Annotated in this window: 9 protein-coding genes and 1 tRNA gene; 2 read left to right on the top strand and 8 right to left on the bottom strand. The window is 72.8% G+C overall.

Annotated features, from left to right (window positions below):
* Positions 1 to 127: 127 nt before the first annotated feature.
* The 5 genes from HWD93_RS17245 to HWD93_RS17225 form a co-directional block, all read right to left on the bottom strand.
* The gene (locus tag HWD93_RS17245; RefSeq protein WP_261647477.1) at positions 128 to 2,053 is read right to left on the bottom strand and encodes a discoidin domain-containing protein; all 1,926 of its coding nucleotides are present in this window, start codon (positions 2,051 to 2,053) and stop codon (positions 128 to 130) included.
* Between the two features lie 42 nt (positions 2,054 to 2,095).
* Complete coding sequence (locus tag HWD93_RS17240; protein ID WP_070416441.1) at positions 2,096 to 3,070, bottom strand: glycosyltransferase family 2 protein; 975 nt, start codon at positions 3,068 to 3,070, stop codon at positions 2,096 to 2,098.
* Complete coding sequence (locus HWD93_RS17235) at positions 3,067 to 3,897, bottom strand: glycosyltransferase family 2 protein (RefSeq protein ID WP_083294974.1); 831 nt, start codon at positions 3,895 to 3,897, stop codon at positions 3,067 to 3,069. The genes HWD93_RS17240 and HWD93_RS17235 overlap by 4 nt, the downstream gene beginning before the upstream one ends.
* A 274-nt stretch (positions 3,898 to 4,171) precedes the next feature.
* The gene (locus tag HWD93_RS17230) at positions 4,172 to 6,922 is read right to left on the bottom strand and encodes an alpha/beta fold hydrolase (RefSeq protein WP_261647476.1); all 2,751 of its coding nucleotides are present in this window, start codon (positions 6,920 to 6,922) and stop codon (positions 4,172 to 4,174) included.
* A 159-nt stretch (positions 6,923 to 7,081) separates the two neighbouring features.
* A complete protein-coding gene (locus tag HWD93_RS17225; protein WP_261647475.1) occupies positions 7,082 to 8,422 on the bottom strand; it encodes a glycosyltransferase family 2 protein in 1,341 nt (446 codons plus the stop codon).
* Positions 8,423 to 8,716: 294 nt separating this feature from the next.
* Between HWD93_RS17225 and HWD93_RS17220 the strand changes: the two genes are divergently transcribed.
* The gene (locus tag HWD93_RS17220) at positions 8,717 to 10,897 is read left to right on the top strand and encodes a hypothetical protein (RefSeq protein ID WP_261647474.1); all 2,181 of its coding nucleotides are present in this window, start codon (positions 8,717 to 8,719) and stop codon (positions 10,895 to 10,897) included.
* Positions 10,887 to 11,771 (top strand): glycoside hydrolase family 16 protein, encoded by an 885-nt coding sequence (locus HWD93_RS17215; protein WP_261647473.1) that lies wholly within the window; start codon positions 10,887 to 10,889, stop codon positions 11,769 to 11,771. Before HWD93_RS17220 ends, HWD93_RS17215 begins: the two co-directional genes overlap by 11 nt.
* A 129-nt stretch (positions 11,772 to 11,900) precedes the next feature.
* Here the strand turns inward: HWD93_RS17215 and HWD93_RS17210 are convergent.
* The 3 genes from HWD93_RS17210 to gltX all read right to left on the bottom strand — a co-directional run bounded on the left by HWD93_RS17210 (position 11,901) and on the right by gltX (position 14,486).
* Positions 11,901 to 11,972: transfer RNA gene (locus HWD93_RS17210), tRNA-Gln, on the bottom strand.
* A 44-nt stretch (positions 11,973 to 12,016) separates the two neighbouring features.
* Positions 12,017 to 12,943: an NAD(P)/FAD-dependent oxidoreductase gene (locus HWD93_RS17205; protein WP_261647478.1), complete on the bottom strand. Its 927-nt coding sequence runs from the start codon at positions 12,941 to 12,943 to the stop codon at positions 12,017 to 12,019.
* A 55-nt stretch (positions 12,944 to 12,998) separates the two neighbouring features.
* Positions 12,999 to 14,486 (bottom strand): glutamate--tRNA ligase, encoded by a 1,488-nt coding sequence (gltX, locus tag HWD93_RS17200; protein WP_261647472.1) that lies wholly within the window; start codon positions 14,484 to 14,486, stop codon positions 12,999 to 13,001.
* Positions 14,487 to 14,621 lie beyond the last annotated feature (135 nt).

The raw sequence follows: 14,621 nt of genomic DNA, 5'->3' as shown, positions 1-14,621 counted from the left end.
GGGCCGCACCGTGCGCGGAACCTCGCACGCTGCGCCCGCGACCCGCGACCCGCGACGCGCGCGGACGACGGACGGGAGGCGCGGTGCCCACCGGCACCGCGCCTCCCGTCCGTCGGGTGCTCCCGGGTCAGCCGGTGAACGCCCGGAACTCGGCCAGGCCGACGTTCCGCGTGCTCGCCGACACCCCGGTGACGGTGAACCGGACCCACGTGACGTTCCGCGCCGAGAAGTCCACCGTGAGCGGCGACGCGTCGTTCGGGAGTGTCCCGACCGCCACCTGGCTGCCGTCGGAGAACGTCAGGGTGCCGCTCGTGACCTGGTCGTCGCCGTTCGGTCGGTCGTACAGGACGACCCGGTTCACCGCCTTCGACGAGGACCAGTCGAGCTGCAACCAGACACCGGTCGTGCCCCAGGGAGCGACCCACTCGGCGGTCGTGTTGTCGGGGTAGCCGCTGACGACTCCGTCGATCGCCTTGGCGGCGGTCTGCCCGGTCGAGGTGTCGTCCCACGCCGCGGTGGCGGTCGCCGAGCCCGTGACGTCGGTCGCGCCCCCGGGGGTCGGCGTCGGCGTCGGCGTCGGGGTGGGCGTGGGCGTCGGGGTCGGTGTCGGGGTGGGCGTGGGCGTCGGGGTCGGCGTGGGCGTCGGCGTCGTGGTGCCCGGGGCGAACGTCCGGATCTCCGCCAGGCCGACGTTGCGCGTCGTCGCGCTGACGGCGGTGACGGTGAACTTCACCGAGCTGGCCTGCCGGGACGAGAAGGTGACGCGGGTGAACGCGCCGCCGTTGTCGAGCGTCGGCACGGCGACGCTGCTCCCGTCGGAGAACGTCAGCGTGCCGGCCGTGACCTGGTCGTCGGCGTTCGGACGGTCCGCGAGGTCCACGGCGCCGAGCGTCACCGGGCTCGACCACGCGAGCTGCAGCCACGAACCGGTGCCGCCCCCGCGGGTCGCCCACTCGGCGGTCGGCGCGTCGGGGTAGCCGCTCGCGACGCCGTCGACGGCCTTCACGGCGGTCTGCCCGTCCGCGGGGTTCTCGCTGCTCGCGGTGACGGCCGCACCGGCGGTCACGTCGGCTCCGACGGACCCGCCCGAACCGGTGCCCGGGTCGGTGGGTGTCTGCGTGCCGACGGTGTACTCACGACTGAGCCACGAGCCCTCGGGACGCGACGAGCACGACGCCACCGAGGCGCAGGTCTCGGCGTCGTACGCGGAGTAGGCGAAGAACGCGTTCCCCTTCGCCTGCGTCTGCGCGGCGGTGAGGTTCGAGGGCTTGTCCGCGATCGGGTACCCCATGTACCCGGTGAGCGTGCTCGCCGTCGTGAGCTGCTGCTGCGCCGACTTGGTGAGGTACGCGACGGTGTGGTGGTCGCTGTGGTCGCCGTCGCCGTAGGTGCCGACGTGGTCGAGGGTGTGCACCTCCTGCGGCCCGTACCCGTTCATCAGCGCGAGCACGGTGGCCTGGAGCTGGGCGAGCGTGTAGGTGGTCCCGTAGGTCGCACCGGAGACCGTGCTCATGCTCGTGATCGAGCGCTGGTAGAGCTTCTGCAGGCTCTGGTACCGGGTGGCGGCGAACCCGGAGCCGTCGATGTTGCCGTCCGGCAGCTGCAGGTAGACCAGGCTGAGCCGCGGGTCCGCCGTCAGGGTGCGCGTCACGAGGGTCTTGCCACCGGCGCTGACCGAGCCCGAGGTCCAGGCGTTCGTGACGCCGGCGAGGTTCGCGTAGGCGGCCTCGAGGCCCGTCTGCCGGCCCTTCCAGTACGTGGCGGACTTGCCCGCGTCCCCGGCGGTGACGATGACCGAGCGGACGCACTTGTCCGCGTCGATGTCCTTGCGGAGCTCGGTGCCCTCGAACAGCAGGTCGTCGTCGGCGTGCGCGACGACGGTGAGGACCTTCCCCGCGCTGCAGTCCGCGGTGGTCGCCGCACCGGCGCTCGACGGCGCGAGGAGGCTCGGCGCCGAGACGGTGGCGCCCGTGATGACCGCTGCCGCGACCGCGAGTGCCACCTTCCAACGGCGTCGGATGGTGGCACTCGGGGTCGGGGCGTCTCGCTGCATGTCGTCTTCTGTGCGTGGGTGGGTCGGGTGGGTGGGTGTCGGTCAGGGAGCGCCGACGGGCTGCTGCACGGGCGCGGACACCGGGGCGGGTGCACGGACCACGACGGTGCCGAAGACACGGCCGACGGCGTAGCCGAACACGGTCGAGACCGCCGAGGTCACGATCGCCAGGGCACGGAGGCCCCCACCGCGACCGAGGGCCCCGAGCTCGCGGAGCACCGCGCCGGGCAGGACCCGGGTGAGGTACGTCGACTCGCTCGAGAGCGAGTCGCGGGCACCGACCCGGCGGCTCAGCACGGCCTTCGAGATGCCCTCGTAGTAGCTCCGGCGCCGCAGGTACCGCATCGTGACGCGGTCCGGGGAGACCCGGTGCGAGACGTTCGAGCGCGGCTCGAAGCGGATGCGGGCGCCGGGACGGATCCGGGCGATGCGGATGCACAGCTCGGTCTCCTCGCACCCCAGCGGGTGGTTGCCGACGCGACCGATGCCGGAGCGGAAGCCGCCGGCGGCGAGCACGACGTCACGGTGGAAGGCCATGCTCGACCCGATGACGTTGCGGACGTCCGCGGACGTGGTGGGGAGGCCGGTGTAGCTGCACCCGACGATCCAGAGCAGCTCGTCCGGGTAGGGCCCGGCGCCGGTCGCGGTCGGCCACGACGGGGTCGCCCGGCCGCCGACACCGACGACGTCGGGCAGCTCGAGCGCCTCGACGAGGTGCATCAGCCAGTCCGGGTCAGCCGTCGCGTCGTCGTCCAGGAAGGCGACGACGTCGGCCTCGGTGAGTGCGACGCCGGTGTTGCGCGCACCCGAGAGGCCGCGGTCCTCGGCGTTCTCGACGACGCGGAGCTCCGGCCAGCGGGCGGCCGCACGGCGGAACAGCTCCGGCTCGTGGTCGATGACGACGATCACCTCGGTCGCGTCGGGCTGGCGCTTCGCCGACTCGACCGCGTCCTGCAGGTCACCCCAGCGCTGCTGCGTGTAGGCGCAGATGACGACGGCGACCGTCGCGACGCTCACGCCGCTTCCTCGTCCATCGCCGGCACGGCGGCCGGGACCACGAGGCCCGAGACCGGGGTCGGCATGAGGCGCATGCGGGCCTTGGCCTCGCGGGCACGACGACGCTCGTGCATGATCGACTTCAGGACACGGATGCCGTCGCTGACCGCGTTGAGGTTGCTGGTGCCGTGCACGCGGAGCTTCTCGTGGCTCGGCACCTCGGTGATCGCGAACTCCGCGGCGGACCAGCGGCAGGTCAGGATCGTCTCGATCTCGAAGCCGTCACCCCAGCGCATCGAGCCGTCGGTCGGCTGCGGGAGCGTCGACGACAGCAGCCCGATCGTCGGCAGCGTGTCCGCCCAGAAGGCGTTGTAGCCGTAGCAGAGGTCGGTGTACCGCGCACGGAGCAGCACGTTGGAGATCATGTTGAGCCCCTTGTTGCCGAGGCCGCGGATGATCGTGATGTCGTCGCTGCCGCCACCGGGTGCGTAGCGGGAGCCCTTCGCGACGTCGGCACCGTCGACGAGCGCCTGCACGAAGCGCGGGATCTCGGCGGCGTCGGCGGAGCAGTCGGCGTCGAACATGACGACGACGTCGCCGGTCACGGCCTCGAAGCCGCAGGCGAGCGCGTTGCCCTTGCCCTTGCGGGTCTGCTGCACGACCTTGATCGTCGGCATGAGGCGCTGCGCCGTCGCGATGGTGTCGTCCACCGAGTTGCCGTCGACGAGGATCACCTCGTAGACGGGCGGGAGCTGCGGGAGGATGATCTCGAGGTTGCGGGCCTCGTTCCTCGCGGGGATGACGACCGAGACGCGGGGGTCTCGGGGTCGGACGGTGCTGGCGGACATGGTGCTCCTGTCGGGTTCAGGCTGCATGCGGGAGTGGTCGAGGGAGGACCCGGCGCTGGGTGGGCGTCGGAACGGGGGTACACCGTTCCCTGGGCTTGGACCAACCATCGTCCGGCGGACGGGGCTGGTCAATGCGGGTGGGCACTGGTTGCGGACCCCCGAGTGCGGATACGGAAACCCGCAAGCCGCGGCCGGGTGGCGTGTCGGCACGCACGAGGGCCCTGGAGGCGCGGGGCGGGCCCGCCCCGCGCCTCCAGGGCCCTCGCTGGTCGCGTCAGGGACGCGCCTCTTGCGTCGTGAAGGCGGCGCGCAAGGCGGTCGCCAGCTCGGCGACGTGCGGCTCGCGGAGGAGCGAGCTGTGCTCGCTCTCGATGCGCACCGTGGTGGTCGCACCGCGGAGCACGTCGTTCCAGCCGTCCACGTCGGGGTTGCCGTCGGCGAGCACGAACGTCGCCGTGCCGTCGTAGGGCGAGGGCGTGTGCCGCCGCGTCACGATCGTGGCCTGGTCGAAGAGGGCGTCGAAGTCCTTCTGCCCGCCGTAGCGGAGGACGCCGGCACCGTAGGCGCGGACGCGCTTGGCGAACTCCTCGCCCACCGGCACGCCGGCGGGCAGGATGCGCTTCGCCGCCCGGTCGAGCCCGCGCTTGAGTGCTCGGAGCGCCGGGTTGCGCACCGGGCTCTCCGCCATCCGGCCGAAGTGCAGCTGCGCCTGCTCGGTGCTGCTGCGCGGCAGGTAGCTGTCCAGGATCGCGACGTGCTCGACCCGCTCGCCGCCCTCGGTGAGGAGCTTCGCCACCTCGAGGGCGACGAGGCCGCCGAGGGAGTGCCCGACGAGCAGGTACGGTCCGCGGGGCTGGACGATGCGCATGAGCTCGACGGTGCGGCGCGCGGTGCGCTGGATGCTCCAGTCCGGGATCGCCCGTCGCTCGAGACCGTGCTGCTGGAAGGCGTACACGTCGTGCTCGGGCAGGTACCGGGACAGCGGCAGGAACGTCAGGCCGAGGGCTCCGGCCCCGCTGAGGCAGAACACGGGCGGGCGCCCGGGGACGCGGGCCTCGGAGACCTTGACGACGTCGGGGTGGCTCGGCAGCGACTTCGCCCCCGAGCGCACCCGTCGGGCGAAGGCGCGCAGGGTGGGCTGTTCGAGGAGCTCCGACGCGCGGAGGTCGACGCCGAGCCGGGCCTGCACGATCGCGAGCATCTCCTCGGCGGAGAGCGAGTCGCCGCCGAGCGCGGTGAAGTCCTCGTCGAGGTGCACGCCGCGGAGTCCGAGCACCTCGGCCCAGATCTGCCCGACGACGAGCTCCCACTGGTCGTACTCGCCCTCGACCATCTCGACCTCGAGCGACGGCGCACCGGGTAGCTTCGCCCGGTCGACCTTGCCGCGTTCGTTGCGCGGCAGTTCGGGCATCGGGACGATCGCCGCCGGCACCATGTACTCGGGCAGCGTCGCCCGCAGTGCGCGGCGCAGGGCCGCCGGCGCCGGGGTGCGGCGACCGGGACGGCCGACGACGTAGGCGACGAGGCGCGTGACGGCGGGCGGGTCGACGAGGGCGGTGACGACGACGTCGTGCACGTCCTCGACGGCACGGAGCGCCGCCTCGACCTCGCTCGGCTCGACGAGGTACCCGCGGACCTTCACGGCGTCGTCGTCGCGGCCGAGCAGGACCAGGCAGCCGTCCTCCTCGACGCGGGCGAGGTCACCCTGGCGCCACAGCGGGGTGCCGTCCTCGTCGACGGAGAGGTGCTCGCTCGTCTTCTCGGGCGCGCCCCAGTAGCCGGCGGTCATGCCGTCTCCGATGACCACGAGCTGGCCGGTCTCCCCCGTCGCGGCGGCGGTACCGTCCTCGCGGAGGACCCGGGCGGTCTTGCCCGGCGGCACGTACCCGGCCGGCACGACGCCGTTCGGGACGGCGTCGTCCGGACCGACCGGGAAGTACGAGACCGCCCCCATCTCGCTCGACCCGAACCCGTTCCAGAGGACCGTGCGGGCGCCGAGGACCGGGCGAGCGGCGTGCACGTCGGTGCCGGTGATCGGCTCGCCGACCGTCATGACGAGCCGGAGCCCGGCGAGCGCGGGGTGCAGGTCCGTGCCGCGGTCGCGCACGGTGGAGACGACCGACCGGAGCAGGTGCGGCGTGCAGACCACTGCGGTGACGTCCTCGGCGGCCATGCCCTCGAGGAGTCGCTCGGTCCCGAGGTCGCGTGCGTCGAGCAGGACCGCGGCGGCCCCGCTCAGCATGCTGTCGAGCGTGGTGAGGATGCCTGCGGCGAAGGAAAGCGGCAGCACGACGCCCACGAGGTCGCCCGGGCGGTAGTCGGCGCTCCAGGCACTCTGCTCGGTGTTCCGGAGGAGCTGTCGGTGCGTCATCGCGACGCCCTTCGGCAGGCCCGTGGAGCCCGAGGTGAAGACGATCGCGGCGGGGTCGGTGCCACCGGGGCGAGAGGTCGCTGCGGGGTCGGCGACGGTGCCGGTCGCGGTGCCGGCGGCGGTCGCGCTGCCGGTCGCGGCCTGCTCGGTGCTCGTCGCGATGAGGGCGTCGAGGTCGTGCACGGTGCCGTCCGGGCCGAGGACCGCGGCGGCGAGGTCCGCACGGGTGTCGTCGGCGAGCACCTCGGCGATCCCCGCGAGCGTGACGACGTGCTGCAGGCGTGCCTCGGGCAGGTGGTCGTCGAGCACGACGATCGTCCGCCCGGCGGCGATCAGCGCGAGCATGCCCACCACGGTCTCGGTCGTGTGCCCGGCCATGATCCCCACCGGGACCGACGCGCCGGTGCGCTCGGGTCCGACGCCGGCGCCGGTGCGGTCGTCGGGCCGGAGGACCTCGGTGAGCCGTGCGGCGAGCGCCCGGACCGTCCGGTCCGTCTCGGCGAACGTGCGGGCGGTCCCGGCACCGGCGAGCGCCGGGGACTCGGGGAACGCTGCGACGACGCGCGTCCACCGGTCGAGGACCGAGTGGTCGTCGGATGCCGGGACGGCCGGTTCGACCGTCCGGTGACGCGCTGTCGGGTGTGTCGGACGCATTGCTTCTCCCCTGGGTCGTGCGGGCCGGTGGTGCGCTGCTGGTGCTTGGAGGACGGTAAGCCGACCGGACGCCCCCGATCGAGGGGCCGAGGAGCGCCGTGCGGGGATCCTGCGGTTTGGCGCATCCTCGCGATCCGCCGTGGATCCCCGGTGACGGACCTATCGGTTCGCTGTGCGCTCGCGGGCGCGGACGGTGCGGCGGGACCGCCCGTAGCGGAGCACACCACGCCCGACGGCCAGGAGCTCGACCCAGCGCATCCGTCCGACCTCGCGGAGGAACGCGGCGTCGTCGAGCGGCGCGTCCGCGGTGCCGACGGCGACCGGTGCCGCTGCCGGGGTGACGGCCGGCTCGGCGGCGGTGCCCGAGACGAGGTGGCGCACGGCCCGCGGGGCGCGCTGCAGCGCCATCCCGAGCGTGCGGGGCTGCAGGGCGATCTTCGTGAGCCAGGCCCCGAGTCCGGTGCCGTAGCCCTCCGCCTGCTTCCGGAGCGCCGGGAGGTCCGCACGGTGCCGGTGCCAGACCAGCGCCGCGGGTTCGACGACGAGCGCGGCGCCCGAGAGCACGACGCGCGAGAACATGTCGATGTCCTCGCCGCCGCCGGTGACCGTGCCGACGCCGAGTGCCTCGTCGAAGCCGCCGAGGTCGGTGATCGCCGACCGCCGCATCGCGAAGTTCGCACCCGTGCCGTAGTCACCGACCGCGAACGGGAAGAGCGGCCGGTCGACGGGCGGTGCCGACAGGCGGTGCACGCGCGGCACGAGGTTGCGCGACCAGGTCACCCGTTCGTCGAAGTACCGCTGCGTGGGGGTGCGGAGCTCACCGCTGGCGACGAGTCCGCTGACGCAGACGACGTCGTCCCCGCGGGAGAACCCCGAGGCGACGGCACGGAGCCACGCCCGGTCGACCACGACGTCGTCGTCCGTGAACGCGACGATCTCGTGCCGCGCGGCCAGGACGCCGGCGTTGCGTGCGCTCGAGAGGCCCGGGACGGGTTCGCGGACGTACCGCACGCGGTCGTCGTCGAGGGCCTCGACGAGTTCGCGCGTCGACTCGTCGGAGGGCGCGTTGTCGACGATGACGACCTCGAAGTCGGGGTGGTCCAGGGCGAGCAGCGAGTCGAGGGCGGCGCCGAGCTGGTCGGCGCGGTCACGGGTGCACAGGACGACGGAGGTGCTCGGCAGACGCACCGGGATCGGCGGCTGCGGGACGGCGGGCAGGGCGGCGACGGCGGCACGGAGCGCGGCGACCTCGATCGTCTCGTCGGACACCGGCAGGTCGACGAACCCGAGGGGTGCCACGCCGTCGCGGACGAGGAGCCTGGCCGACCGGTGACCGGCGGCGTCGTGCAGCCCCACCGTGCCGGCGTCGTCCCCGGGGACCTCGGCGAGGTCGACGGCACCGACCCACACGGCACCGCCCCAGGTGGGGTCGACGGCGCTCGACATCGGGCGGGCGAGCTCGACGCGGGGCGGGAGCGAGCGCTGGATGGTGTCGGTCATGGGAGAGCCTGTCTCGTGTCGGGGGACGTGCGCGGTCGCAGCCGGCCATCCCACCGTCGCTGCGGGGACGGCGGGGGTCAACGAGCAGGCGGAACCGTGCGGTTTCTCCTCGCTCGACGCCCGCCACGCGTGCGTGATCCCGCAATGCCGCAGGCCCTCCGCACTTCCCGGTGACCGCTCTCCCGTGCGCCCTCGGCCCCCGGTTACCGTCGTGACACCCGCAAGGCCGCTGCCAGTCGCCGGCCCAGACCCGAAGGGACGCTCGATGCGTCAGTCGATCGCGGTGGTCGAGCAGTGACCGCCACCACGACCCCCACCAGGATGTCGCTCCGCCACGGAACCCGCGTGCTGCCGACCTCACCGGTGCCGTCCCTCGTCGCCGCGGGACTCGGTTTCGCCGGAGCCGCCCTCATCGCGGCCGACGCGTCCGGTCCGCTCCGCACGGCCGTCGTGCTCGTCGCGCTGTTGGTCGTCCCGGGTCTGCCGGTGGTCCGGTTGCTCGGGCTCCGCGAGCCGATCGGGCGCGCCGGACTCGTCGTCGCGTCCAGTGCCGCGATCGACGCGGTCCTCGGGCTCGCGATGGTCTGGACGGGGCAGTGGGTCCCGCTGCCCGCCGCCGGGCTCCTCCTGCTCGTCGCCGGGTGGGTGTCGCTCGGCCAGGGCGTCCAGACCGCGCGCACCGCGCCCAGGTCGGCCCGCGCGCGGTCGGCCCTGCCGACCGCGGTCCTGGTCCGCACCGTCGCCGCGTCGGGCGTCCTCGTCACCGGAGCCGCGCTCTGGGCGGTGGGTGTCGCGCAGACGGACTCGACCGGACTGGGCGAGTGGGGCCTCCTGGCTGCACTGCCCGCGGTCTGGTGGGCTGGCGCCGCACTGGTGTTCGTCGTCGCCCTGGTGACACTCGTCGACCGTCGCCACCACGTGGTGGTCCGCGCGGTGTCCTCGGGCGTCCTCCTGCTCGTCATGTACGGCACCTCGAACCTGATCGCCGCCGAGCCCCGACCGCCGTGGGTGTTCAAGCACATCGCGGTGACCGCGTACATCCTGCAGCACGGCGCCGTCGACCCGTCGATCGACATCTACAACCGCTGGCCCGGGTTCTTCAGCTTCAGCGCGTTCCTCGGCGCCGCCACCGGCACGCTCGACGCGGCGGACCCGGTGCGCTGGACGGAACTCGCGTTCGCCCTCGCCGACGGGGCACTCGTCCTCGGGATCGCACGGGCACTCGGTGCGAACGGCCGCTGGGCGTACGTCGCCGCGGTCCTGTTCAGCGCCGCGAACTGGGTCGGGCAGGACTACTACTCCCCGCAGGCGTTCGCGTTCTTCCTGTTCCTCGCGGCGGTCCTGGTCGCGCTGACCGTCCTCCGCGGCGAGCCCAACGTGATCGGGCGGTGGAGCGCGACGCTGACCGGCCGGCTGCTCCGTGCACGCCGCTCCCCCGTGGCCGAGGCGGTCGCCACGCCGACGCGGGCCGCCGTGGTCGCGGCGGTGGCGCTCGTCGTCGTCCTGCAGTTCGTCATCACGGCCTCGCACCAGCTGACCCCGTTCGTGGTCGTCGCCGCGTTCGTGCCGCTCCTCGTGCTCGGCTTCCTCCGCCCCTGGTGGCTCGCCGTCCCGCTGACGCTGCTCCCCCTGCTCTACCTCGTGCCGAACCTCGACTACATCCAGGAGAAGTTCGGTCTCACCACCGGCTTCGACCCGGTGAGCAACGTCACCGCCGCGTCGACGTCGATCGCCATCCCGTCGATCGCGACGACCCTGCAGTCCCGCGCGGTCCTCGGGATCACGGCACTCGTCGCCGTGTGCGCCGTCATCGGACTCGTCCGGATGGTCCGCGGTGGGCACGCCCGACGCGCCCTCCTGGTGCTCTGGCTGGCGGCCTGCCCGATCGTGCTCGTGCTCGGGCAGAGCTACGGCGGCGAGGCGAAGTTCCGCGTCGTCCTGTTCTCCGCGCCGTTCCTGGCGATCGCAGCCGTCCACGCCTTCCACGGCCGCCGGCTCCGCATCGCCGCCACGGCCCTTGTGTTGACCGTGACCACCGCGCTGTTCCTCGGTGCCACGTTCCAGACCGAGCAGGCGAACCAGACCGCACCGGCCGACGTGGCCGCGGCGAAGTGGCTCGACGGCCGGTTCCAGGCCGACGACACCCTCACGACCGTCGGCAGCTTCCCGTCGATCATCGGCGGGAACTACGAGAACTTCCTCCGCCACTGGGGCCAGGTCGACTCGCTGCAGAGCGAGGCCGCGTGGTTCCCGAAGGGCATGACGGCCGACGACCTCACCGGTGTCCTGCAGGACCGCGACCAGGGCGGACACTCCTGGCTCGTGTTCTCGGAAGCGCAGCGGGCCGACGCCGTGACCCGCGGGACGCTCACCGGCGCGCAGATCGACGCCATCGAGCGGTCCGTGGCCGACGAGGGCACCCTCCGCTACGACCGCGACGGAGTCCGGATCTACGAGGTGCGCGATGCAGCATGAGCCCGGGGCACGTCACCGGATGACCACCCGGCGGTCCTTCCTGCGCCGCGGCGTGACGATCGCCGGCATCGCGGGGGTCGCCGTGGTCGCCGGCACCACGGCCGTCGTGCTGCCCACGCGTGCCGGTGACTCGACCGCCCGCGCCGAACGCATGCCCACCGGGGCGCTCGAGTCCGAGGGGACGCGGTGGGTCCCCTACCTCGCACAGGACTTCGACCTCGACGCCGCGCTCGGCGAACTCCTCGCGGTGTACCCGCGGATGGCGGAGTACAGCGGGATGCGGGACACGTCGGGCAAGGGGCTCTACTCCCCCGACCAGGTGGTGTCGGTGCACGACTCGGTGCTCGACTTCCACCTCCGCAGCAACGGGTCCCAGCCCCTCGTGGCGACGGTCCTCCCCGCCGGCTACCGGGCGTACACGCACCAGCGCGTCTCGATCCGGTACCGCGCCGACGAGGTCCCCGGCTACAAGTTCGTCATGATCCTCTGGCCGCTGTCCGGCGACTGGAACGAGGGCGAGATCGACTGGCCCGAGGGGGACCTCACCGGCGACGTCCGCCCGGTGTCGGCGATCCCGGGCAGCTACGACCCCGCGACCGAGGCGATGACGTTCCTGCCCGAGGACCCGACGGTGGTGTCCGGCGGGCAGACCGACTGGCACGTCGCGACCGTCGAGTGGACCGCCGACGCGGTGCGCTTCTACTGGGACGACGAGCTGCTCGAGACGGTCCCGGGCGCGGTGCCCACGACGCCGATGCGCGTGACGCTGCAGGCGGAGACGATCATCCACGACGCCGAGGTGCCGGCCGACGCATCCGGGCACGTGCTCGTGGACTGGGTGGTCGCGTACCGGAAGAGCAGGGCGCAGTCCTGACCTGATCGGCCGCCCTGGCGTGTCGGGCTGTGGCCTGGCGTGTCGGTTCGTCGCCTGGCGTGTCACGCGGCTTCTGCGCCCAAAACGGAACAAGCCCCCGGGAGATCCCGGGGGCTTGTTCTACGAGTGCTGGGGTACCTGGACTCGAACCAAGAACGACGGTACCAGAAACCGCTGTGTTGCCAATTACACCATACCCCAAAGGCCCGGAGGCCTTCGGTCCCGGTTGCCCGGGGCACGATCAACTACTGTACAGCATCCCGGAGGTCCGTGAGACCACCGACGAGATCCCGGTGCACCGCGGCGGCCGTGACCGCCCCGTGGCCGGCCGCCACGATCAGCTGTTCCGGTCCGGGTGGCGTCACGTCGCCCACGGCGTACAGCCCGGGCACGCTCGTCCGTCCGGAGCGGTCGACCACGACGAGCCCCTCGGCGTCGCGGCGGAGGTCCGCGTCGACCCAGTCCAGGTCGGCGTGCCACCGGGGCCGGACGAACCCACCCGTCCGCGGCTCCACGTGCCCGTCTGCGAGGCGGACGCCGGTCATCCCGGAGCGGTCCCCCTCGAGGTCTGCCACGGCCCGCTCGTCGACGCGCACGCCCGCTGCGGCCAGACGCGCACGGCCGGCGTCGTCGAGCGGCGCGATGCCGTTCGTGTACACGATGAGGTCGTCCGCCCACGCCGCGAGCAGCAGGGCGCGATCGACGACGTCGTCCGTCTCGCAGAGGAACGCCAACGGCTCGCCGGCCTTCTCGTAGGCATCGCACTCGACGCAGCTGTGCACCGCGGTGCCGTAGAACGCGCGGAGCATCGGGAGCGCCGGGAACTCCTCGCGCAGGCCCGTCGCGAGCACGACGGCACGGGCCGTCGCCTCGACCTCGGTGCCGCGCCAGGCACCGTGCACGAGCCACCGGTCGCCCTCCGGCGCGATCCGGTCCACGACCGTCTGCACGACCGTGGCCTCGGCGTAGGCCTCGACCTCTGCGCGCCCGAGCTTCCGGAGCTCGAGGGGTGAGACACCGTCGCGCGTCAGGAACCCGTGCGACCGCAGCGTGGCGGCGTTCCGGGGGCGGTTGGCGTCCACGAGGAGCACGGTGCGCTTCGCACGGACGAGGTTGAGGGCGGCGCTGAGCCCGGCCGGGCCGGCACCGACGACGACGACGTCGACCGTCAGCCGCTCGGCTGCGTCAGCCTGCCGGTCGGCCGCGTCACCCTGCCGTTCGGCCACGTCAGCGGTCCGCGAGGCGACGCAGGCGCGTGACGGTGGACTCCTTGCCCAGGATCTCCATCGACTCGAACAGCGGCGGGCTGATCCGTCGACCAGACACCGCGACGCGCAGCGGACCGAACGCCACACGGGGCTTCAGGCCGAGACCGTCGATGAGCGCCGCACGGAGCGCGCCCTCGATCGAGGCCGTCGTCCAGTCGTCGAGCGGCTCGAGCGCGGCGATGCTCGCGCGGAGCACGTCACCGGCGTCGGCCTTGAGGGTCCCCAGGGCGTCCTCGTCGATCTCGAGCGCGTCGTCCGACGTGAAGAGGAACGCCAGGAGCCCCGGTGCCTCGCCGAGGAGCTGCATGCGCTCCTGGACGAGCGGCGCCGCCTTCGTGAGGATCTCGAGCTGCTCCGGCGTCACCGGATCCGACACGATGCCCGACAGGTACGGCAGCAGCCGCCCGCGGAAGTCGTCGGCGTCCAGCAGGCGGATGTGGTCACCGTTGATCGCCTCGGCCTTCTTGTGGTCGAAGCGCGCGGGGTTCGGGTTGACGTCGGAGACCTCGAACGCCTGGACCATCTCGTCGACCGTGAACACGTCGCGGTCCGGACCGATCGACCACCCGAGCAGCGCGAGGTAGTTGACGAGCCCCTCGGGGATCATCCCGGCGGCACGGTGGTGGAACAGGTTCGACTCGGGGTCGCGCTTCGAGAGCTTCTTGTTGCCCTCCCCCATGACGTACGGCAGGTGCCCGAACACCGGGATGAACTCGGCGAGGCCGACCTCGTACAGGGCCTCGTACAGGGCGATCTGGCGTGGCGTCGACGACAGGAGGTCCTCGCCGCGGAGCACGTGCGTCACGCCCATCAGCGCGTCGTCCACCGGGTTGGTGAAGGTGTACAGCGGCTTGCCGTTCGGCCGGACGACCACGAAGTCCGGGAAGGTGCCCTGCTTGAAGGTGATCTCACCGCGCACGAGGTCCTCGAAGCTCAGGTCGCGGTCGGGCACGCGCAGCCGCAGTGCCGGCTCACGCCCCTGGTCGCGGAAGGCCTGGCGCTCGGCGTCGGTGAGGTCGCGCTCGTGGTTGTCGTAGCCCTGCTTCGGGTCACGCCCGGCGGCCTTGTTGCGGGCCTCCATCTCCTCGGGGGTGACGAAGGACTCGTAGACGTGTCCGGAGGCCTTGAGCTTCGCGATGACGTCCTCGTAGACGTCCGTCCGCTCGGACTGCCGGTACGGACCGTGCGGGCCGCCGGCCTCGACGCCCTCGTCCCAGTCGAGCCGGAGCCAGCGCAGTGCCTCGAGGATCTGCTGGTAGGACTCCTCGCTGTCACGGGCGGCGTCGGTGTCCTCGATGCGGAACACGAGCTTGCCGCCGGTGTGCCGCGCGTACGCCCAGTTGAACAGCGCAGTACGGATCAGTCCGACGTGCGGCGTCCCCGTCGGGCTCGGGCAGAAGCGGACACGGACATCGGAACCGGAAGCGGTGGTGAATGGCGCAGTCATGACACGACGATCCTACCGGCCCGGCACCGACCGCCACGAGAGGCTGTGGAGGACCCGCAAACGCAGAAAACCCCTGACCACGTGGTGGTCAGGGGTTCCCTGGTATTCGTAACGTTGAGTCCGGCGGCGTCCTAC

Origin of the sequence: Curtobacterium sp. C2H10, assembly GCF_025407985.1 — a bacterium.
In the GTDB taxonomy this organism is placed as follows: domain Bacteria; phylum Actinomycetota; class Actinomycetes; order Actinomycetales; family Microbacteriaceae; genus Curtobacterium.
This window is presented reverse-complemented; position numbering and strand designations above follow the sequence as displayed.

Coding starts and splice junctions, on each gene's coding strand:
- HWD93_RS17245 (WP_261647477.1), bottom strand. CDS start 2,053: ATGCAGCGAGACGCCCCGACCCCGAGTGCCACCATCCGACGCCGTTGG.
- HWD93_RS17235 (WP_083294974.1), bottom strand. CDS start 3,897: ATGTCCGCCAGCACCGTCCGACCCCGAGACCCCCGCGTCTCGGTCGTC.
- HWD93_RS17230 (WP_261647476.1), bottom strand. CDS start 6,922: ATGCGTCCGACACACCCGACAGCGCGTCACCGGACGGTCGAACCGGCC.
- HWD93_RS17225 (WP_261647475.1), bottom strand. CDS start 8,422: ATGACCGACACCATCCAGCGCTCGCTCCCGCCCCGCGTCGAGCTCGCC.
- HWD93_RS17215 (WP_261647473.1), top strand. CDS start 10,887: ATGCAGCATGAGCCCGGGGCACGTCACCGGATGACCACCCGGCGGTCC.
- gltX (WP_261647472.1), bottom strand. CDS start 14,486: ATGACTGCGCCATTCACCACCGCTTCCGGTTCCGATGTCCGTGTCCGC.